Source organism: Acetobacteraceae bacterium, from assembly GCA_004843165.1.
Lineage (GTDB): Bacteria > Pseudomonadota > Alphaproteobacteria > Acetobacterales > Acetobacteraceae.
Genome location: CP039459.1, coordinates 898,891 through 918,201, shown reverse-complemented (window position 1 = coordinate 918,201; position 19,311 = coordinate 898,891). Strand labels below are relative to the sequence as shown.

The following is a 19,311-nucleotide window of genomic DNA, read 5'->3' as shown; positions in this document are numbered from 1 at the left end:
CATGCTTATTAGCAAAAAGGATTTGATGACGGAGAAAGACGTGTGAACCGTAAAGAAGCGAGTAAAAAAGCGCTGCTTTTCTGGCCCCTTAAAACGATATTTATCTTGTTTCTAATGGGGGGCTTTGCACTGCCAATGCCGGCTTTAGCACAAATGTCGGCGGATTTTGTGCCGCCTGATACACATATTCTTGCACGCCTCAAGGGCACATGGAGCTTTCATTATGAAACCCCCGAGCAAGATGGTCAGCCTGCCGCACCGACCCTTCGTTTTGAGGAAGGGGATAATCTCATAGAGATTACATTGGTTCATACGATGGATGATTTTTTAAATAATGATGAGCCGATAGCCGCACGAAATTATTTTAAAGTTTCGATAAGTGATTTTTATTTTGACTGTAATGGCGGTGATGTCATTCTCTGGTTTGACAATGGTGATTCAGCAGAAACTTCGCAAGCGAGCTGCACAAATGACCAAGTTCAGGCGACAATGCTCGTTGCAGGCGCCATGCCGGATGATGAAAAGGCTGCGGAGAGGAAATTTGCGCAGGAAATTGCTCATTATCGTCCCATTGCCATTAGCCAAGGCCAATATAGCCTCATGTTGGATGGTGAAGATAATGGAAGCTGGAAACGTTTTACACGTGCAAATAATCCGCAGACCAATCCAGGCTATTTTGAATCGGTTAAAAAATATTTCCTCACCCCGAAATCTGAGGCACCAGTTTAACATGTGCTTCATGATCGTCTTTTGAACTCTTTTCAGAAGGCTGATAAGATGAAGGGAAAGCATGTTGAAAAGGATAGAAAATTGTTACAGAACGCTTTTAAAACGGCAGATGATTTCAAAGGAATGAAGAGAGTTCTTTCTGGGATTTTTTTAATCTGTTTGCCGCTGTTTTTTTTCTGTTTTTCGTCTTCAGCAAAGGCTTATAGTGATCTCAATGCTAAAACCTGTCAGCTAAACTATAAGGTCTGTAAAGACAACGCTCAGCTGGTAGAGGAATGGGACGATCTCCTTTCCATTCGGACGGCATGTGAAATTGCCGCTTCGCATGAAATTGCGGCAAAAACAGGCTCATTGCCACATTGGCACGCTGCCATTAATGGCGGGTCATTCCCTTCTTATTTGATGGGCAATAGCGGTCCGGAAGAGGGCAAGATTACGTTGATGGATTATCATGTTCAGGCCGCCGATGCTTATGGCACAACGGCAGAGCGTCATGTTAAATGTGAAGTGGATTTGCAAAGCCGTAAAATTCTCGATGTCAGTTATAAATAAAGGGGAGAAAAGGGAATGATAAAGCCGTTTTTAAAGGGAGCCTTAGCGGCTTGTTCTCTATTCGCTGTGAGCAACGTCTCTTTTTGTGGTGTTGCAAAAGCGGAATTTTCCCCGGCAGGGATTAAAAATATTGCTGTTCTTAAGGGACAATGGTCTTTTAAAAATGCTTCCGATCTGAGCAATGCACATGCATATCCAAGGGCGCCAGCGGTTAATTTTAGTTCAGGCCCTAATCATTTACTGATTAATTTTGATGGTAAGCTTCCGCCGCATCTCCAAGATTCTCTTAATATTGCCCTCAGCAATACATATTTTGGCTGTAATGGGGAGGATTTTAGATTATGGTTTAATAACGGCGATTATATTCCTCTTGAGGTTGGGCGCTGTGATCACGGGCATATTTATCTACATATTCCTATCGGCGTTAAAGATGAGATTTGGGCATTTTATTATAAACTTGCTGATTTCATTCAGTCTGGCGCACGTCCGATCGAAATCAGTGAAAGCGCAACGGGCCTAAAGCTTTCTTATCCGGATGATAAGCCATTAAAATCTTTTCGTGAGGCAACCAATCCAAAAACCAATCAGCCTTATTTTGATGCAATCAAACAATATTGGGCAAAATTTGAGCAAAAACATTCTATTGATCTTCTCAAGCCCAGCAGTTTTGTTCCCTTAGATACTGAAATCATCGGAAGTCTCAAAGGCGCTTGGCGGATTCATCAGGATGCTAAACTTTTTCCTGACGATCTTCCCCCACCGACACTTCTCTTTACAGCAGGGCCAGTGCAGCTTGCGATAAGTATGACATCTTCCGCAAAGGATTTTCGTAATCCGAAAAGCATTATTGTCCGTGAATTTGTCCACATGAATTTGTGTAGCCTTTATTTTAAGTGCAATGCCGGATCGGTAAAGCTTTGGTTTGATAATGGGGAATATATAGAAACAGCACCGGCAGTCTGTCTAAATGATAGTATTTTCGCCACGAGCAGTAAGGGAGATCTAGCCGAAAAAGAGGACAATACCGAGAAAAAGCTTTCTACTTTGATGCGTACACAGCGCCCTGTTGCTTTGACGCAGGGAAAATATGCTGTTTCTCTTGATTATAGCGATATGACGGCTTTGGAGCAGTTCCGAAAGTTAAGTGATCCAAAATCAAATTCGGCTTATTTTGAAGCGCAGCGTAAATATTACCAGGATAAGGCAGATAAGTAGGGATGAAATCTGTCCGAGGAAAAATAACACTGGCAGGGATGTTTCTTGCCAGTGTTTGCTTATTTTATAGCTCAAAGTCAGAAGCAGCCTATCTCGATGAGGCAAGGGGCCAAGACAACGCCCCAAAATTACATCATCGTCCTCGCCACGAAGCGGAGGAAGAAGGCAATAATAGCAATCTTTTTGATATGATCTTTAACTCGAAACCGATTAAGCGCCTTCTTTTCGGCGAGGACCCGGACGAAAAAGAGGAAAAGATTGATGAGCAAGGAGATATTGAACGTGCCATTTCCGGCGGTGAAAAGAATGTCCCGGCACAACCTTCCGAAGAAGAGATGGAAAAAGAAAAACAGGCAGAGGAGGAGAGACTTTTAGGGGCTCCGATAGGGCCTTATAAACCTAAGCCTAAAATGGAAATCGTTGGCGATATTAGCGGCGAATGGGTATTCCATTATCAACCCGTGGGTCCTTGGGGAGATCCGCCGAACCCTATGATTAAACTGATTGGGGAGTCCACAAAAAACGCTTTAGAAATCATGCTTATTCAGCAAATGTCAGATTTTCGAAGAAAAGTGCCTTATCGGGCACGGGATTATTTTTCAGTTAAGATTTCAAGTAAATATTTTGCCTGTGACAGAACACCAATTAAACTCTGGTTTGATCACGGAAAATGGTTCGATAGCGATGAATATATCGAAACAGGGCAAACCATTTGCCATGAGGAATATGAAGGGGGAGAAACGGAACAAGAGGAAGATCCCGAAAAAGAAGTGATCGGACAATCTTCTCCTAAGGATTTCGAACAATCACGCAAACTTGCGAAATTGATTAATAATTATCACCCGATTGCCATCAGTCAGGGCACAAAGGCGCTTTTGATTAATTATGGCGACAGTTCGCCGCTTTACCGTTTTGCACGTGCCAATGATCCCCTGACAAATCAGGGATATTTTGACAGTAAAAAACTTTATTTCCGAACCAAAGAAAGAGAGGGAAATTATGAGACCTCTCGCCGCAGAGCCAGAGGCGGATAATCTGTCTAAAATATTAGGCTTTTATCGCTTTAGAAGGCTCTGCTTTAACATTACCCGGCGTAATTTTCGGAATAAGTCCCGGCCTTAATTTATAGAGGACATAATCTCCACCCTGCTTGTTATGTTTTCCTTGATAAAGCGGTACATAATCTCTGGTAAGGATTTCCTGAATATCATAGCGTTTTTGCGCCGGAATTGTATCTGTAGACCAAAGCCCATCTTTTACTTCCACTTGAGGCTTAAATCGGGATTTACAGTTAAGGCGCTCATCGCAAGAATCAATCACCACATAAAGCGGGTATTTCTGAAGATCACCTAGAAATTGATCTTCACGATTAATGCCAAGAGCAAATTGTTCTTCGGGGCTTGTCAGCATGCCTGAAAGTAGGAATTTATTAACACGGCACTGTGAAGTGGCAGAGGTTAAATCATAGAAAAGATAGGATCCGCTAAGCTGAAAAAGACAGCCGGGCTGCTGAAGAAGCTGTGTAACAGTCTGTTCAAGCTTTGTTTCCTCTTTATGAGAAAGACAATTTGTCAAAATGGCATGAGGGGTAAAATAGAGCAGAGGTAAAAGTAAAAAGATTTTACCAAAAATTTCTTTAGGCCACAGAAGCGCCCCTAAAATCACAGCAGCAGGCATGCAGGCCATTGTATAATGAACAGCAGCATAGCCGCCTCGAAGCTGAATAGAAGCAATCAGAGAGACCCATCCCCAGGCAAAAATAAAGAACGAAGGTGTAAGGGATGGGACAAGAGGCCGTTCTTTGGAATGGTATTTTGCAAGTCCGATATCTATAAAATGATAGGTGAAATAGAAAACGGGTAATCCCCAGAAAAGACAGGTCTCTCCTGCATGTTTTAAATAGTTAAGATAATAATGATGATAGTCAAAGAAAGTCGTTGAATGACCAATCGCTTTACTTCTTAAATGGTGATTTAAGATATTTGCCCAAGTCCAGTCATAAAGGGCAGAATGCCACACGTAATACCCCATGATAAGTAGCGTTGGCAGGGCAGCAATAAAGCCCCATAAAGCCCCACATCCAAGAAAAAGAAGACTGCGTTTTTGAAAAGAGAGATCAGGCTGACACACGGCAATAAGGAGGAGGGAGATCATTAAAAAAACGGCATCCCAAGCGCAAGAGGTTTTGATTTCAAGAGCAACCCCCATGAGAAACATGACCCCAATGCCGGTTTTAATCAGAACAGAACGCGTGTTTGTGATGCGTGGCCAGGTTTCTATCATCAATAGAACAGCAAAAAGGATAATCGGAATATAAAATTGTTCCGCCTGTCCTCCGGTTTCATCTGGAAAGGCATTGCTTCCGATCAAATAGACAGCACCGGCTAAAAAGCTTGGGAACGCTCTACATGAAAATAAGGTTGCAATGCGGGAAACCGCCAAAGCCCCACACCATAGAAATAAGGCAGCGATAAGTGGTAATGCGTAAAAGCGATAGGGGCCGAAAAGATGAATAGGGGCGAAAAGAAGAAAGAGGCCGACAGGCTTCCGATCCCAAAAATCAACATAAGGCATTTGGTGCTGAAGGATTTGACCGCCACCATAAAGATAATATTGCTGTTCCGAAAAAGGGAAGGGATTTCCAATGGCAGCCGCTTCGCACAGAAGAGAGATAATCCCTAAGGCAAGGAACATCCAGCCTGGGAGAAACTGTTTTTCAGCAGAGTATTTAGAAAGAAAAGCGATAATAAAAACCTATCTCATCTCAACATAATGAATAATAAAACGCAAAATAAGTTTAAATCTGAAAAGTAAAAAAGAGACAAGTCTCTTTTTTATTTTTAGAGGAGGAAATTTGTATTAAAGGCGGGGGTAGGACTGAACGATAGCCCCGAATTGCTTTAAAGTGGCTTTTCTGCTTTAAAATATGCCTGAGAGAGATTGTCAGGATGTACGGAATGGCTCATTCAGCTTATCACCGTAAAGCAAAAGAATGCTGCTGCCGCCTATGTTGTAAAAGAAGTGTTTACAGCCTGTTTTTGCTTGTCCTAATGGGGGGAGGACTCCTTTATGGAAGCAAAGTGCAGGCAGATCTTCTCCCTTTTTCTGAAATACCAGAAACGGTAAAACCAGAACAGGATTTTATGCCTGAGGTAGAGAATTATATTTCTGAACAATCTGTCGAGGATTTTTTGGAAAAGACAATACCCTCTCAAAAAGTACATATTTCACACCCTATTTCACATCCTAAAAAAAAGACTTTGCTTTTGTCATCGCCTGAGGATTCCGATAGTCCGCCGCAATATAGGACACTTTCAGAAATTGCAGGAGAGCGTTTGGATCTTCAAGATTCAGGGCCAAGCGTGAACAATAGTGGTGCCGTGACGGCTGCAAAATCAATGGCGGCACAATCTATTTCCTTACCTTGGGAAACCAATCATGGAAGAGGCGATTCAGGCGATATTTGGCACCGGGATCAAATGTTGGGAAGCCTCTTTGGCGTACGAAATTTTTTAGATCATTTCGGTATCACTTTTGGCGTTATGGATATTGAAGAAGTCTGGGGAAATCCAACAGGCGGCGGCCCATCACAGGCGGAGGGATCGCCAGCATGGGGTGGAAATGGCAAAGGCGGTAGTCAAACCGCCTCTTATGATGCTGTGACGCTTTTGTCCATGCGGGTAGATTTAAACAAAACGATCGGGCCTAAAATGGGGTCTTTTAATATCAGCGCACTGGAAATCAGAGGACGCTCGATTTCGCAGGATCATTTATACGTCTTTAATCCGATTTCGGGACAAGAGGCGGACCGTTCTTTTCGTTTATTTGAACTTTGGTATCAGCAGCCTTTTTTTAATAATTCACTTGATGTCCGTATTGGGGCGATGGATCTTGATACAGAGTTTTTAATCAGCAACTATGGCGGACTTTATTTGAACTCAAATTTTGGTTGGCCGCTGATCCCTTCTACGGACCTTTATTCAGGCGGCCCGTCATGGCCCCTTTCATCTCCCGGTGTGCGTATTCGTTACCGTCCTTCGAGTAAATTTACTTTCATGTTTTCGGCATCGGATGATAATCCCCCAGGCAATCAAAATAATTCTTTTCCTATTCAAGACGGCGGAGATCCTTCAGATCCAACAAATCAAAATGTTGGCGCCTCGGCTTCAGGAACGAAATTTAATTTAAATACAGGAGCGTTGCTTTTGGAGGAAATGCAATATGCGATAAATCTTGGGAAATATCATGGCGGACTTCCAGGGATTTATAAGCTTGGCGGGTATTACGACACAGCAAAATATCCCAGTTTCTATCAAAATCAGCAGGGAGAGCCTTTGGGAAATCCGAATGATTTGGGCAATCCAAATACACCGGCATGGGTGAGAGGCAATTGGGCGGTTTACGGGATTATGGATCAAATGATCTGGCGTCCTAAAAATAATCCTTATCAATCTGTGGGTATTTTCTTTCGGGGAATGGGAACACAGGGTGACCGTAACTTGATTACCTTTGCTGCCGATGCGGGGATTAACTTCAAAGCGCCCTTCCATAATCGTCCCAATGATACGCTGGGCTTGGGCTGGGGGATCGGTGTCGCCAGTTCTGGTGCACAGCATTTTGATATGGAAACAGATGCGATTAGGCAAACGACAGAAAATCATATGGAACTGACTTATCAGGCCATGATAACACCGTGGCTTAACCTTCAGCCGGATTTTCAATATATTTTTCGTCCAAGCGGCGGTGTGCAAGATTATGCGTACGCAACAACACAACGGGTTGGCGATGAGGCAATTCTAGGCCTCCATGCCAATATCGCTTTTTAGTTTTTTACATGGCCTTGGACGCTGGCAACATAGGCGGAAAGAATCTCTTCGGGATTAAAATTTTCTGTATTGCCAGCCTGATCTTTAGCTAAAATAAGATTTTGCGGAGAGCGATAATTTGCCTCTCTCTCTGCAAGAGATTTTAACCCCTGCAAGTTGATATGATCTGTCTTGATTCCGATGTGATTTAAGCCGTAACGGTAAATCTCCTCAGGCGAGGCTTGGTCCATGCCTAAAACATTGCCGGCAAGCGGACGAATGGCTTCTTTAGCCTTTTCACGCTCCTGCATAAAATCCGCTGAGTCCATACCAATTTTTGGGAAGGAAAAGGCTGTTTTTTGACCAGCGGCAACATGGTGAAGATGTGCAATAAAATCATCGGACAAACCTGCTTTTTTAAGATAATTTGTTATAAAATCAAGGATCTCCGGTGCGATAGGAGAGGCAGTTTTTTCCGCCGGTTTTTCCTTATTTTTATCGTTTTTATTTTTCATATTGTCTCCTATGATGTTGAAAGAAAGATTGAGAGAATAAAAAACCCCGCTGGGCAGGGTAATTTTAAGTCTTAGGGAGGATTTATTTTTGATGTTGATTTAAATAATTTTGAAGATAATTTTCGATATAATGGATCCAAGTCAAAGGGGTAAATTTATCATATTGATATAAATAATGATTACCTAAGCGATCCATAAAATTCTCGATTTCCTCTTCGGAAGAGGGATTGCTGTGAAGATAGGAGCGTATTTCATGGATGGTCTGCTGGATTTCTTCATAATCGCAAGCGTCTTGGCAAAAACCTTCTAAAGCTTTGTCATAATGTCCATATTCTTCTGTAAAGTCAGGGTTGAAATAACCTGCCAATAAATGAGAAAATTGTGGGTATTTGTGGCTTAATAACATGATGATGCGCCTTTCTTTTATAAAATTGGGTAGGCAGTGTGAATAATATACCTGCCTTTATTATCTGGGCGCAGTACGACCCGTATTTTATTTGTTTCGTGGGCAGTTTTCCCACCATCATTTTTGATGTTGATTTAAATAATTTTGAAGATAATTTTCGATATAATGGATCCAAGTTAAAGGGGTAAAGCCTTTGTTTTGATATAAATAATGATTACCTAAGCGATCCATAAAATTCTCGATTTCTTCTTCAGATGAGGGATTGCTGTGAAGATAGGAGCGTATTTCATGAATAGTCTGCTGGATTTCTTCATAATCGCAAGCGTCTTGGCAAAAACCTTCTAAAGCTTTGTCATAATGTCCATATTCTTCTGTAAAGTCAGGGTTGAAATAACCTGCCAATAAATGAGAAAATTGTGGGTATTTGTGGCTTAGTAGCATGGTATGATCCTTTAGTTTTATAAAATTGGGTAGGCAGTGTGGATAATATACCTGCCTTTATTATCTGGGCGCAGTATGACCCATATTTTACTTGTTTCGTGGGCAATTTTTCCACCATCATTTTTGATGTTGATTTAAATAATTTTGAAGATAATTTTCGATATAATGGATCCAAGTCAAAGGGGTAAATTTATCATATTGATATAAATAATGATTACCTAAGCGATCCATAAAATTCTCGATTTCCTCTTCGGAAGAGGGATTGCTGTGAAGATAGGAGCGTATTTCATGGATGGTCTGCTGGATTTCTTCATAATCGCAAGCGTCTTGGCAAAAACCTTCTAAAGCTTTGTCATAATGTCCATATTCTTCTGTAAAGTCAGGGTTGAAATAACCTGCCAATAAATGAGAAAATTGTGGGTATTTGTGGCTTAATAACATGATGATGCGCCTTTCTTTTATAAAATTGGGTAGGCAGTGTGAATAATATACCTGCCTTTATTATCTGGGCGCAGTACGACCCATATTTTACTTGTTTCGTGGGCAATTTTCCCACCATCATTTTTGAGAACTTTACCGATAGGATATCCTGCATCAAATTCAAACTCAATTTTTTTACTATTTTTATTCAGGCCGTTCATAATCTTATTTTCATTCATTTGTATGGCCTCCCAAATGGTTTTGGCGGCTGTTTCGCCATCGGGGAACGTACCTGTCGCTTTTAATTTAGGTTCAAATTTAAAGCGTCTTTTCATATAGCCAATGCTTTTACCGACATGTCTCTCCATCGTGTGACTGCCATTGATCCCTTCATGGGATTCTAGCCATGGGACAGATCCTGAAGGATCATGATTATTCCCAACATTAAAGAGTCCATGAAGGTCGGCACCACGGCGAATAGGGTAAATAGGGCTATGGTAAGTCTCTTCTTGTTTTGGATAAAATTCTTCTTCCTTAAAAGGCGCAGGGTTGCTCTGCTGTGGCGAAATGATTTGGATTTGGGAAATGCTGGCATATTCCCCTTGATTTTTAGAGGCAAACTCACCCCCATCTGGCGTTCCTTTAGGGAGATGGTTAAGATTTTCATCCTGCGTGATGTTATTTGCAGCGGGCACTTTCTTTTTTGACCATAAAGAGACGCTTGGTAGGAAATCCTCCTGCTCCGGCACAGAGGTCAGTTCCCCAATGAGACGGGCAACCACATGCCGAATTTCCATGTCTGTCGCATGCGGACAAAAAGAACGAAAAGCCTGAAGCAGAGGAAACAGCGTATCCGCGTCATAAGGCGAAGCATCCGCTACCAATACATCCGACCCGGCACGGCCTTTTCGCACCAGCGCCACATGATTGCCTCGGATCTCGGTCATAATCCCGTCATAAGGCTTGCCTTGATAAAAGCCGGCTTCCATCTTCGGCACATAACGGTAAGCGCAGGAAAGCTCCCGCTGCTCCTCCCGATTGATCTTATCAATCGCCTTCTGATCCCAAATGGAAAGGGAACTTTCCAGATAAGGCGACTGAAAAACGGTATTACTTCCAGTCGCCCCCACAACCAAATCATGGCGGGGATGGGTGGCAGAGACATGCACATGCTCTAAAAGAACAGGCAAAGAGTCAAAAGAGGCAGCGCCTTTTTCTAAAGCTTTAGGACATCTTAAAAGATTGTAGATTTTGTCCGGGTCTAATCCCAAAGCCTTCCAGTCAGGGATTTCTGATCCTTTATAGGGATTGATACAGGCTTTAGAGAGATTGGTCTGTTTGACTTTGAGACGTCCATCCTCGTCAAAAGTTCGGACAGATCCCATCCGGTCATAGGCAAGGGGCAACACCTCAACACCCAGAAGAGGTGAAGAGCGCATAATGTTTTCTTTCTAAGATAAGGTTGTTTTAAAAAAAGGGTTTGGTTTAAGTGGGAATACCGGCAGGAACCATTCGCTCAAATTTGAGATGAATCGTTCGGTTTTCCAAGAGCTGATGACCGGGCGGTAAAGCATCAAACTCGGTGATAAAACCGTTAATATAGGTAAAACGCCGTCCTAAGGATGGCATGCTGAAAACCAGCCCAAGCTGGTAAGAGGTTCTGGCTTGTGCAGAGGCTGCGGTAATAACATCAAAAACTTCTAAAGAGCTGCTATTGGCGGAAAAAGTGAGCGTGAGCGAAACGGGCTGGGCGATATAGCCACGGTTTAATTTGCCGTCAATGCTCATCTTGCCTTCGGCAATTTTCCATCTTTCGCCTTCCCAGCCTTTATCTGAGGCCCAGTTTTCGAGCTTTACAGGCGCACCAAAAAGATTTTCAACCGTTAAAAAGGCGGTTGCATTTGCAGAGGTAATAAGTCCATCTGACATAAAGAATTCCTAATAAATTAAAGATAAAAAAGAGATTATTGAATTTCAATAGAAGGGAGATTGATCGTTTGCACACAGCCGCCGTCACAATAGGCAAAAAGACATGCAGGACTGCTGCGCTTGGCACGGATCTCCGCAGGTGCCGCCGAGGCATTTGGCAAAAAATAATAGCCGTCATTAAAGAGTTCGGTGCTGATGTCGCGCCCAAATTTTGACTTTAAAACACTGGCTTCACTTTGGCTGAGACGAATACCGGGACAAATAATGCCGAAATTTTTACCGGCCTGAACAGGATCTTGAATAGCGGCATTCATCATACCGTCCCCATCCGTATTGTAAGGAATCTGTCCCATTTGCGTCAGTAAAGTAACCAAGGCATTTTGCAAGGCGGCATTAAGCCAAATTTGGCAAATATAACTATCTGCCCAGGCAAACTGTCCGCTCACACTGCCTGAACGCAAAAGATTCCAACGTGCGCTCCGATTGGCAAAGGCGGCATAAACATTATACCCATTACCCATGAGGGCTGTATAATCGCTCAAACTGCCTTCCATAGCGGAAATTACGGGAGAGGTGCGATTGCCGAGACTGGCACGGCCATCTAAAAGATCCCAATCAAGAGCAGCCATCCAGCCAAGACAAAAAGCGGCAACCAAAGGATCTTTGTAAATAACGGAAATCCCATCAAGATTTTGCTCGCTAAGCCAAACGCCGAAACAGGTGTTATTTTCAGAACTTACCAGCGCTTGCGGATCTGTGTCCCAAATAATGGCCCAGTAATTATCTTGCTGTGCCGCTGTCCATTGGGCGAGAGCTTGCTTTTCGGAAAGAGAAAGCTCCCAAGCAGTCGTAAAGCCTGCAAAATTTTGCAGCTGATCCGTAATGCCATTCATCAAACTGGCAGGGTCGGAAGCGATTGTTTGATTTTGCGGATTGCTTTTGGGTGCAGAAGACACGCCGTAAAAATAAAGTGTTGCAGGGATTTGACTGGCACCGACATAAGCGCCGAAATAGGCTTGCGCCATTTGCGCCTCAATAGAAGAAGCGCCAAAAACTTTGGCAACAGATTCAGTATCTTCATATTGCGCATATTGTTCAGCTGCGAGAGCTGTATTTTGCGTGAGAATTAAGCCATTCATAAAGGCATTGCTTGGCGGCGGCGCAAGGGATGAGGGAACAATTCGCACAATTTGCGAGACAGGAATAGACATAAAGGATCCTATTTTTAATAGAAGTAAGTAAAAGAAAATAAATAAAAGTAATTATTTTATATTTTTGTAATTTTTAGATGAATATTATTCATCGTTTCTTGCTGTAGAATTGTCTTCATTAAGACATTGAGATGAAGGGCAAGCGCCCATTTATCCTCATATTGCTTTTCTGCTGTGAGAAGAGGCTCTTGATGCGGTAGATCAGAATCTACAGGGGCACAGCTTGGCAGATATTTTTGAAAAAATTCACAACATGAAAGATCCCGCCAAAGCGTTTTTAAAAGCATGACGGCCTCACCGGAATCTTTTCCGATGCAGGTGACTTCAAGTGTAAAGAGAAAAGAGGCACTCACAAGAACATTTTGATCTGCTTGATACTGTCGGGCATTGGTCGAGAGACGGTTTTTATTGCTGATGACCATGGTGACAAAATTGCCTAATGGCGGTGGCGTGCGGTTTTGCTGCCCTTGAAGAACGGTAAAACCCTCTCCGAGGCAGCTTGAAACCCAATCCCCTACAGCCTGATAAATTTCAGCTTCACGGGGAGAGCTACGCATAAGGGGAGGGGCATTTTCGGAAAAAGACATAAGCTCCCTGTGATATTGATTTTAAACATAAAAAAACCCGTAGGATAAACATCCAACGGGGTACGGAAAGATTTAATATTTTAAAAAAGACATAAAATGCCGAGAATAGAAAAAACATAACCTCGACACGCACGCCTGACAAGAGGGGAAGGAAATGCCCCTATAAAGACTCAGCGATAAGGGCCGAAACTAACGAGAACTTTCATCAATTCCTCGGAAACGACACTTTTCACGGCCTCTGCAAAAGCAAAAGGATCATCGTCCTCTTGGGTGGTGACATTGATATTGCCGAAACTTAAACTTAGCGGACGCGTGCCAAATCCCTGCTGCTGATTTTTAGCTAAAGTGCTAAAATATTGATTTTGATGATAGCGGTTGGTTAAGGCGCTTTTGCGTGCCTGCGCCACTTCTTTTGCAAAATTTTGTAAAGGCGCAGAAGGCGTTAGAGGCTGAGAGCGCATCTGCTGAAAAAACTCCGGCAAGAGAGGAGGAGGTTCTTCCCCATGAGGTGTCTCTTCGTTAGGGGAAATCTCTTTCCCGAGGGGCATAATAGGCACAGGATTGAATGGGTCTGATGAAATCGCCATTCTGATGAGTGCGTCGTTCAATTGACCTGAGATCGTCTTACGAATTTTTGGATCTGCTAATTTTGCTATGGGATCTTGGGTGAATGTTTTCTCTCCTTGATTGATAGCATCAATATGCTGAAAGAGGTAGTCTTCAGTATTTTTAATGGTTGATTTGAATATTGAGAGATTGTCATTTTCTTCTGAAAGATGTGCTTGATTGTGTAAAAGGGCTTTCCCTTTAGAAAAAAGAGAAACGCTTTCACGGGCATTCTCAATTTGCACTTTATTTGGCGCAATGGGTTTAAAGAAATTAGCAGAATCTGTTAATTTTCCCTTTCCTTGACTTAATAAATATTCTAAGCCGCTATCACGATTTATACCAAGAATTTCATAAAGTTCCGTTTTGTCAGTGGGGTTAAGGCCAGGTAGTGTCTCTGATGCGCTGAGTCTTGTTAAAAAATTCGGATCAATAAATCCTGTCTTGTCGATGGGTGTCAAAATCCCCGTATATTTGATGAGCTTATCCAGCCTTTCTTTATTTTTTGGATCATGATCGTTCAATTTCTGAACTGTCTGGTAAAGATTGGCAACTTCATTCCAATCACCGCCGACTTCTTCGATAGCGGCATTGAAACTATAAAGTTCAGTTGTATTCAGATGGAGTGACCGGGCTAGATTATCCAATTTTACGATCTTTTGATCTTCTTGCAGGATTTGCATGAAAGTTTGAGGAGCGTATTGCGCAATTAATTCAAGGGCTTTGCCATTCGGTGATCCTGAAAGAATATCGCTCATGACTTTCGGTGATTTATTGGAGTTTAAAAGCTGGTTATTTTTTGGCATGATATTTCCCTGACGTTAAAAATAATTGGAAGAAATGCGGATGAAAAAAAAATTAACAATTATGACGGCGATTTTTGCAGGCAGTTTTTTAGGGGGAACGGCACAGGCAGAGGAAAAAGACCATTACATTCTCTCTCAAATGGAACCCTTTAGAAATTTGCCGACTAAGCAGGAAATTCCCAAAAATCTGCCTTTACCTGAGAATATTAAAATTGTCGAAAACCTACCCTTTGGCGGGCGGTTTTATATGTATGAGGATGACAGCTCCGCACATCAGCCTCCAGAGCCGACCTTAATACTTTATTCCCCTTATTGGGGCAGCAATACATGGCGCTCTAAAAATGAGTTGCATTTCAGTTTAAAGCAACATGTTGGTAAATATGCTTGCCGGCAAAAACTGCCTTATCGTCTTGCTTTGGATGGAATGGTGATGATTTCTGCTGAAGCCTTTGCGAAACAGACGAAATGTCTCCCTTCCATTGGTCTTTTATGGTTCGATAATGGAGAAACTGTTCCGATTGGAAGTGATAAAAGCAGTTGCGTTTTCATGCCTAAGCAAGACGAAAATGGCGAAGCAATAAAGAATGATGGTAATTATTTCACTGGTAGCTTAGATGCTTTTACAGATTCAGCAGATTGGCATGCATTGGACTATGAAGAAAAATATCAAGAAAGGGCGCTTGCCACTAAAAAGATTGCAGAAAAAACCGCCAGTCTTTTCCAGTATCATTTGCCGATTGCTGTGAGTTATGGCGATGTTGCCGTGAGCTTTACCTATCCCGATCCGACCCCGATCAGAGAATTCCAAAAGAAATTGAATGATCCAAAAGTCTTTCAGGAAACTTTCGAAGCTGATCAGGCTTCAACATTAAATGACGGATGCGGATGAAAAAAAAATTAACAATTATGACGGCGATTTTTACAGGCAGTTTTTTAGGGGGAATATCACAGGCGGATGTTATTTCTAAAATGGAACCCTTTAGAACGCTGCCGGATAAGCTGGAAATTCCTAAAAATCTGCCTTTGCCTGAGAATATTAAAATTGTCGAAAACCTGCCTTTTGGCGGGCGGTTTTATATGTATGAGGATGACAGCTCCGCACATCATCCTTCAGAGCCGACATTAATACTTTATTCTCCTTATTTTGGCAGCAATACATGGGACTCTAAAAATGAGTTGCGGTTCAGTTTGAAGCAGGGGCTTACTAAATATGCTTGCCGGCAAAAACTGCCTTATCGTCTTGCTTTGGATGGAATGGTGATGATTTCTGCTGAAGCCTTTGCGAAACAGACGAAATGTCTCCCTTCCATTGGTCTTTTATGGTTCGATAATGGAGAAACTGTTCCGATTGGAAGTGATAAAAGCAGTTGCGTTTTCATGCCTAAGCAAGACGAAAATGGCGAAGCAATAAAGAATGATGGTAATTATTTCACTGGATTTTTAGACGCTTTTGCAGATTCTTCAGACTGGCACGCATTGGACTATGAAGAAAAATATCAAGAAAGGACGCTTGTCAGTAAAAAGATTGCAGAAAAAACAGCCAGTCTTTTCCAGCATCATTTACCGATTGCTGTGAGTTATGGCGATGTCGCCGTGAGCTTTACCTATCCCGATCCGACCCCGATCAAAGAATTTCAAAAGAAACTGAATGATCCAAAAGTTTTTCAGGAAACTTTCGAATATAGTCAGTCCTCAATATTGAGTTTTGGATGCGGATGAAACGAAAATCAATCATCATGACAGTGCTTTTTGCAGGCAGTTTTTTAGGGGGAACGGCGGAAATTTCCGCCGCTTTTTTAGACCTCGCTCGCGGCCTCAGTGGAAAGTCCGAAAATAATATGTAACGGAATTAGCTGTTCATAGTTAGCCCGTAAATAATCGGCATTAAGCGTAAAGACCTGCGTTCGCAAATGCGTGAGCGTCATTGGGTCTTCAATATCTTCACTGCGAATTTCCCGGTAAAATTCACTATTCGCCTCTTGAATTTGGCAACACTCCAAAAGCGTTTCAAAACTTCTTTCCAGATCACTGAGCTTCATTTTCCCAAAGAGAATAAGCGCAAGGTCATTTGTGTCTCTCAGAGGATATTTAAGAACAGATTCTAAAAGCTTTTCTCCAGCTTCGGCAAGGGCTTTGATAAGATGCCTTGCCCATTTGTCGCCGGTAAAAAGCGGCATTTTTTTAATGAGAAAAATTTTTCCCTGATCGCAGCCATCTTCAACAGAATATTCAATTGTTTTTAACATATATTTTTACTTTATTTTTAAAGATTAGAATGATTATGACGGTAAACGAGAAGAGCCTCCCACATTTCCCAAGCCTCTTCACTGTCATAAATACTTTTCAACTCTTGGAGAGAGGCCAGTCCAGCCCCGATAAGATCGCCAAGGGGTAAAGAAAAATGAGAATACTCAGCCGCTTTTATTTTTTCTCGGCTGAAAGAATGTCTTTCCCCTGCGTTATGGCCGCCACGAGAGGGAAAATTTGGGAAGCGGCGGCCTTTAAAAAATCCACATGAAGCTCAAAAACTTTATTGCGGAGTTTGCTTAACGTCATAGGGTCTTGAATGTCAGCCTCTAAAATTTTTGTCGGCTCAACCAAAGGATTGCAAATATCCCGTTTAATCTGACAGCATTTGAGCAAATCTTCATAAATGTGATCTGCATCTTCTTCCTTAAGATGGGCAATCAGACTGGGGCGGAAACCGGCAAGTGCACCAATTCCCAAATTTATTTCGGAGGGGCTGATATTTTCACCCACCTCTGCGAGCGCTTTGACAAGATGCCGCGCCCATTTATCGGCGCAAAAAGCGGACATGCGTGTCAGGATAAACAGCTTGCCCTTGTCAGGTCCTTCTTCAACGAGATATTCAATTGATTTTCGCATTGGAAATCCTTCTTGTTAGATATTGATTTTAAACATAAAAAAACCCGCAGGATGGACATCCAACGGGGTACGGAAATATTTTGAAAAGAGACCTCCCTCATGTCATGCCAAAGGGAGTTTTTGGAGGAGACGAAACACGCCGATCTTAGGAATAAGGTAGATCCGACACGCACGCCTGACAAGAGGGGAAGGAAATGCCCCTTGGTACTTGTTTCGGATCTTTTCTTAAGGGAAAACAGGCCTTTTGAGAGAAGCGCTCTTGCTGTTTTTAAAAATTTAATGATAACGTAAACTTAACGATGTATAACATTTCAGAGATGCGCTAAAGCCTCAACCTTTCTTATAAGATGGCAGGAGCAGTGATGAAGCGGCAAAAAAATCAATCCATAAGAGGTCTATTGAGATTTACCCTGTTATTTGCCGGTTTGTTAAATTTCTTTCCCTTTCTTGCAAAAGCGGCTTTTGTTCCCTCACAGGATCAAGTGATGGAAACGCTTCACGGCAAATGGAAATTTGAACTTTCCCCAGCCCAGATTCCAACATTAAATTTTTTTGCAGAAAATGGCGAAGTTTCTTTTTTCCCAGAGGAAACACCGATGGAGTGGGAAAATATCAATAAGGTCATTTACCTGCCAAGGACACAGGCCAATCTTGTTTTAAATCGCACAGGGCTAGATTGTTTGGGAAGCCCTTTAAAACTCTGGTTTGAAAGTGGAGATTCCTTTGAGCTTGGTAAAAATTCATGCTCTCAAACACGTCTTTATGCCACCTCAAGAACAGGGGATCGCGTTGAGGATCGTGCCAGGGAAAACCATTTGGCGCAACTCCTCGCAAGTCATACACTTGTTGCCATCAGCCAAGCGGATAAAGCCTTTATTTTAGAAACAAAAAAGGAGGATGACGTGCAGAAATATCAAACAGAAACCAATCCCGAACCAAATTCTTCTTTTTCTAAAATGATGCGTAAAAAATGGGCGGAGTCATTGAAAAGAGGTTATTAAAAGAAATTAAAATATGTGAGGGAAGAAAAATGTTTGTGGAGAGCGTGCAAAAAACAATTTCAAAAATCTTGGCCACCTTGTGCCTGCCAATACTCCTGTGCGGCGCAGGACTTGATCCAATTGATCCGGATGCTGCAGGGGCAGATTTTCTTCCACCCGTTCCGCAAACGCCGCCGGGAACGCAAGTGGTTGCTACGATCGCTGGAAAATGGAACTTAGCGCAAATTAAAGATTCAGCAGGCTTGGAGGTGCCGAGCCTTACACTGAAAACAACGGATTACCTACAGGCCGAGTTAAATTTTACGCCACGTAATTACGTGACGAAATGGGATAAAGAAAACGATACTTCCTTCCACCCGCAAATTCGGGCAACGATCGCTTTTAATCCAAAAATTATGCAATGTGACGGACTGCCGCTGAAATTATGGTTTGAGGATGGTGAAACGATGAATCTGGGGAGCTTTACCTGTCAGAATGGGCGTCTCCTGACCGGCACCGATGATACGGATAAGTCAGCACAGGATGATCGTGAGGAGGATCTTGCGAAATTTCTCCTACATCATCATCCTGTTGCGATTACTCAGGGAAGAGCTTCTTTACTTTTAAACTATTCTTTGCAAAAAAGTTTCGAACAGTTCCAAGAGGAAATTAACCCAAGTTTAAATCCTCAATATTTTAAACAAGCACGTGATAAATGGCGTGAGGCGATTAAAAAAGATGGCGCTTCTGGCCTACAGGTAAGTGTTGAGGATTAAGAAAGGAAAATGGGATGAAGCGCTTTGCAATGACATTATTGGGGGGGCTATGCCTCTTCGCCGCCGATGGGGCTATGGCAGCAGCAAAACAGCAGCCAAAAGCTCCGGATCTTACTTTTTATGGTCCTGTGATTGACACGTGTTCGCATTGGACAGAGAGCAAAGACGATGCTGCCCGTAAAATTTACGGGGCGGCGGTCTTAGGCGAATTGAGCGGATTAGAGAATATGTGCCGTCTTGCAAAGCCCGGCAGCCTTCCTTTTCCTTGCACCGGTAATAAAGTGCAAAATGCCGGACAGTTTGCTGTAAGTGTTGCCAATACGTGCAAGACCAATCCGACCCATACAATTGCCGAGGTCACTTTTGTTGTTTGGAAATGGATTGCGACACATGATATTCCTAAACATGATGCCTCAAAAACAACAAAACCAGAGGCTAAAAAATAAG

At 42.5% G+C, this 19,311-nt stretch carries 22 protein-coding genes; 10 read left to right on the top strand and 12 right to left on the bottom strand.

Going from position 1 to position 19,311, the window contains the following annotated elements:
• The first annotated feature begins 42 nt into the window (after positions 1-42).
• The 4 genes from FAI41_04560 to FAI41_04545 all read left to right on the top strand — a co-directional run bounded on the left by FAI41_04560 (position 43) and on the right by FAI41_04545 (position 3,530).
• Positions 43-729 carry a hypothetical protein gene (locus FAI41_04560; protein QCE32922.1) on the top strand — a complete coding sequence of 229 codons (687 nt, stop codon included), beginning with the start codon at positions 43-45 and terminating at the stop codon, positions 727-729.
• 81 nt (positions 730-810) lie between these two features.
• Positions 811-1,281: a hypothetical protein gene (locus FAI41_04555; protein QCE32921.1), complete on the top strand. Its 471-nt coding sequence runs from the start codon at positions 811-813 to the stop codon at positions 1,279-1,281.
• A 15-nt stretch (positions 1,282-1,296) separates the two neighbouring features.
• Entirely contained in the window at positions 1,297-2,496 is a 1,200-nt protein-coding gene (locus FAI41_04550) for a hypothetical protein (GenBank protein ID QCE32920.1), read from the top strand.
• Between the two features lie 2 nt (positions 2,497-2,498).
• Entirely contained in the window at positions 2,499-3,530 is a 1,032-nt protein-coding gene (locus tag FAI41_04545) for a hypothetical protein (GenBank protein ID QCE32919.1), read from the top strand.
• A 13-nt stretch (positions 3,531-3,543) separates the two neighbouring features.
• Here FAI41_04545 and FAI41_04540 read toward each other — a convergent pair whose 3' ends face one another.
• Positions 3,544-5,190 carry a hypothetical protein gene (locus FAI41_04540; GenBank protein QCE32918.1) on the bottom strand — a complete coding sequence of 549 codons (1,647 nt, stop codon included), beginning with the start codon at positions 5,188-5,190 and terminating at the stop codon, positions 3,544-3,546.
• 704 nt (positions 5,191-5,894) lie between these two features.
• On the opposite strand from FAI41_04540, the gene FAI41_04535 reads away from it, so the two are divergent.
• On the top strand, positions 5,895-7,322 hold the full coding sequence (locus FAI41_04535) for a carbohydrate porin (protein QCE33785.1): 1,428 nt from the start codon (positions 5,895-5,897) through the stop codon (positions 7,320-7,322).
• Here FAI41_04535 and FAI41_04530 read toward each other — a convergent pair.
• The 9 genes from FAI41_04530 to FAI41_04490 form a co-directional block, all read right to left on the bottom strand.
• The gene (locus FAI41_04530; protein QCE32917.1) at positions 7,319-7,816 is read right to left on the bottom strand and encodes a hypothetical protein; all 498 of its coding nucleotides are present in this window, start codon (positions 7,814-7,816) and stop codon (positions 7,319-7,321) included. The genes FAI41_04535 and FAI41_04530 overlap by 4 nt on opposite strands.
• Positions 7,817-7,898: 82 nt before the next feature.
• Positions 7,899-8,222 (bottom strand): hypothetical protein, encoded by a 324-nt coding sequence (locus FAI41_04525; protein QCE32916.1) that lies wholly within the window; start codon positions 8,220-8,222, stop codon positions 7,899-7,901.
• 117 nt (positions 8,223-8,339) lie between these two features.
• Entirely contained in the window at positions 8,340-8,663 is a 324-nt protein-coding gene (locus FAI41_04520; GenBank protein ID QCE32915.1) for a hypothetical protein, read from the bottom strand.
• 117 nt (positions 8,664-8,780) lie between these two features.
• Positions 8,781-9,104: a hypothetical protein gene (locus tag FAI41_04515; protein QCE32914.1), complete on the bottom strand. Its 324-nt coding sequence runs from the start codon at positions 9,102-9,104 to the stop codon at positions 8,781-8,783.
• 17 nt (positions 9,105-9,121) lie between these two features.
• On the bottom strand, positions 9,122-10,522 hold the full coding sequence (locus tag FAI41_04510; protein ID QCE32913.1) for a DUF2213 domain-containing protein: 1,401 nt from the start codon (positions 10,520-10,522) through the stop codon (positions 9,122-9,124).
• Positions 10,523-10,568: 46 nt separating this feature from the next.
• Positions 10,569-11,012, bottom strand: coding sequence for a hypothetical protein (locus tag FAI41_04505; protein ID QCE32912.1), 444 nt, complete (start codon positions 11,010-11,012; stop codon positions 10,569-10,571).
• Between the two features lie 35 nt (positions 11,013-11,047).
• Entirely contained in the window at positions 11,048-12,223 is a 1,176-nt protein-coding gene (locus FAI41_04500) for a DUF3383 domain-containing protein (protein QCE32911.1), read from the bottom strand.
• 56 nt (positions 12,224-12,279) lie between these two features.
• Complete coding sequence (locus FAI41_04495) at positions 12,280-12,810, bottom strand: hypothetical protein (GenBank protein ID QCE32910.1); 531 nt, start codon at positions 12,808-12,810, stop codon at positions 12,280-12,282.
• 170 nt (positions 12,811-12,980) lie between these two features.
• Positions 12,981-14,222, bottom strand: coding sequence for a hypothetical protein (locus FAI41_04490; GenBank protein ID QCE32909.1), 1,242 nt, complete (start codon positions 14,220-14,222; stop codon positions 12,981-12,983).
• Between the two features lie 40 nt (positions 14,223-14,262).
• Here FAI41_04490 and FAI41_04485 point away from each other — a divergent pair, with 40 nt between their 5' ends.
• The gene (locus tag FAI41_04485) at positions 14,263-15,111 is read left to right on the top strand and encodes a hypothetical protein (GenBank protein ID QCE32908.1); all 849 of its coding nucleotides are present in this window, start codon (positions 14,263-14,265) and stop codon (positions 15,109-15,111) included.
• Positions 15,108-15,941 (top strand): hypothetical protein, encoded by an 834-nt coding sequence (locus tag FAI41_04480; protein ID QCE32907.1) that lies wholly within the window; start codon positions 15,108-15,110, stop codon positions 15,939-15,941. The genes FAI41_04485 and FAI41_04480 overlap by 4 nt, the downstream gene beginning before the upstream one ends.
• Positions 15,942-16,018: 77 nt before the next feature.
• Here FAI41_04480 and FAI41_04475 read toward each other — a convergent pair whose 3' ends face one another.
• Positions 16,019-16,468: a hypothetical protein gene (locus FAI41_04475; protein ID QCE32906.1), complete on the bottom strand. Its 450-nt coding sequence runs from the start codon at positions 16,466-16,468 to the stop codon at positions 16,019-16,021.
• Between the two features lie 175 nt (positions 16,469-16,643).
• Complete coding sequence (locus FAI41_04470; GenBank protein QCE32905.1) at positions 16,644-17,108, bottom strand: hypothetical protein; 465 nt, start codon at positions 17,106-17,108, stop codon at positions 16,644-16,646.
• 362 nt (positions 17,109-17,470) lie between these two features.
• Between FAI41_04470 and FAI41_04465 the strand changes: the two genes are divergently transcribed.
• Genes FAI41_04465 through FAI41_04455 form a run of 3 tightly spaced genes read left to right on the top strand, consistent with a single transcriptional unit; the run spans position 17,471 to position 19,310 of the window.
• On the top strand, positions 17,471-18,109 hold the full coding sequence (locus FAI41_04465) for a hypothetical protein (GenBank protein ID QCE32904.1): 639 nt from the start codon (positions 17,471-17,473) through the stop codon (positions 18,107-18,109).
• Positions 18,110-18,138: 29 nt separating this feature from the next.
• Positions 18,139-18,864: a hypothetical protein gene (locus tag FAI41_04460; GenBank protein ID QCE32903.1), complete on the top strand. Its 726-nt coding sequence runs from the start codon at positions 18,139-18,141 to the stop codon at positions 18,862-18,864.
• A gap of 14 nt (positions 18,865-18,878) precedes the next feature.
• Entirely contained in the window at positions 18,879-19,310 is a 432-nt protein-coding gene (locus tag FAI41_04455) for a hypothetical protein (GenBank protein QCE32902.1), read from the top strand.
• The last annotated feature ends 1 nt before the right edge of the window (position 19,311 follow it).

Bases quoted from the DNA above. Each gene is read 5' to 3' on its own strand.
- FAI41_04550 (QCE32920.1), top strand. From the start codon at position 1,297: ATGATAAAGCCGTTTTTAAAGGGAGCCTTAGCGGCTTGTTCTCTATTC.
- FAI41_04545 (QCE32919.1), top strand. From the start codon at position 2,499: ATGAAATCTGTCCGAGGAAAAATAACACTGGCAGGGATGTTTCTTGCC.
- FAI41_04540 (QCE32918.1), bottom strand. From the start codon at position 5,190: ATGTTCCTTGCCTTAGGGATTATCTCTCTTCTGTGCGAAGCGGCTGCC.
- FAI41_04535 (QCE33785.1), top strand. From the start codon at position 5,895: ATGGCGGCACAATCTATTTCCTTACCTTGGGAAACCAATCATGGAAGA.
- FAI41_04530 (QCE32917.1), bottom strand. From the start codon at position 7,816: ATGAAAAATAAAAACGATAAAAATAAGGAAAAACCGGCGGAAAAAACT.
- FAI41_04525 (QCE32916.1), bottom strand. From the start codon at position 8,222: ATGTTATTAAGCCACAAATACCCACAATTTTCTCATTTATTGGCAGGT.
- FAI41_04520 (QCE32915.1), bottom strand. From the start codon at position 8,663: ATGCTACTAAGCCACAAATACCCACAATTTTCTCATTTATTGGCAGGT.
- FAI41_04515 (QCE32914.1), bottom strand. From the start codon at position 9,104: ATGTTATTAAGCCACAAATACCCACAATTTTCTCATTTATTGGCAGGT.
- FAI41_04510 (QCE32913.1), bottom strand. From the start codon at position 10,522: ATGCGCTCTTCACCTCTTCTGGGTGTTGAGGTGTTGCCCCTTGCCTAT.
- FAI41_04505 (QCE32912.1), bottom strand. From the start codon at position 11,012: ATGTCAGATGGACTTATTACCTCTGCAAATGCAACCGCCTTTTTAACG.
- FAI41_04500 (QCE32911.1), bottom strand. From the start codon at position 12,223: ATGTCTATTCCTGTCTCGCAAATTGTGCGAATTGTTCCCTCATCCCTT.
- FAI41_04495 (QCE32910.1), bottom strand. From the start codon at position 12,810: ATGTCTTTTTCCGAAAATGCCCCTCCCCTTATGCGTAGCTCTCCCCGT.
- FAI41_04490 (QCE32909.1), bottom strand. From the start codon at position 14,222: ATGCCAAAAAATAACCAGCTTTTAAACTCCAATAAATCACCGAAAGTC.
- FAI41_04485 (QCE32908.1), top strand. From the start codon at position 14,263: ATGAAAAAAAAATTAACAATTATGACGGCGATTTTTGCAGGCAGTTTT.
- FAI41_04480 (QCE32907.1), top strand. From the start codon at position 15,108: ATGAAAAAAAAATTAACAATTATGACGGCGATTTTTACAGGCAGTTTT.
- FAI41_04475 (QCE32906.1), bottom strand. From the start codon at position 16,468: ATGTTAAAAACAATTGAATATTCTGTTGAAGATGGCTGCGATCAGGGA.
- FAI41_04470 (QCE32905.1), bottom strand. From the start codon at position 17,108: ATGCGAAAATCAATTGAATATCTCGTTGAAGAAGGACCTGACAAGGGC.
- FAI41_04465 (QCE32904.1), top strand. From the start codon at position 17,471: ATGAAGCGGCAAAAAAATCAATCCATAAGAGGTCTATTGAGATTTACC.
- FAI41_04460 (QCE32903.1), top strand. From the start codon at position 18,139: ATGTTTGTGGAGAGCGTGCAAAAAACAATTTCAAAAATCTTGGCCACC.
- FAI41_04455 (QCE32902.1), top strand. From the start codon at position 18,879: ATGAAGCGCTTTGCAATGACATTATTGGGGGGGCTATGCCTCTTCGCC.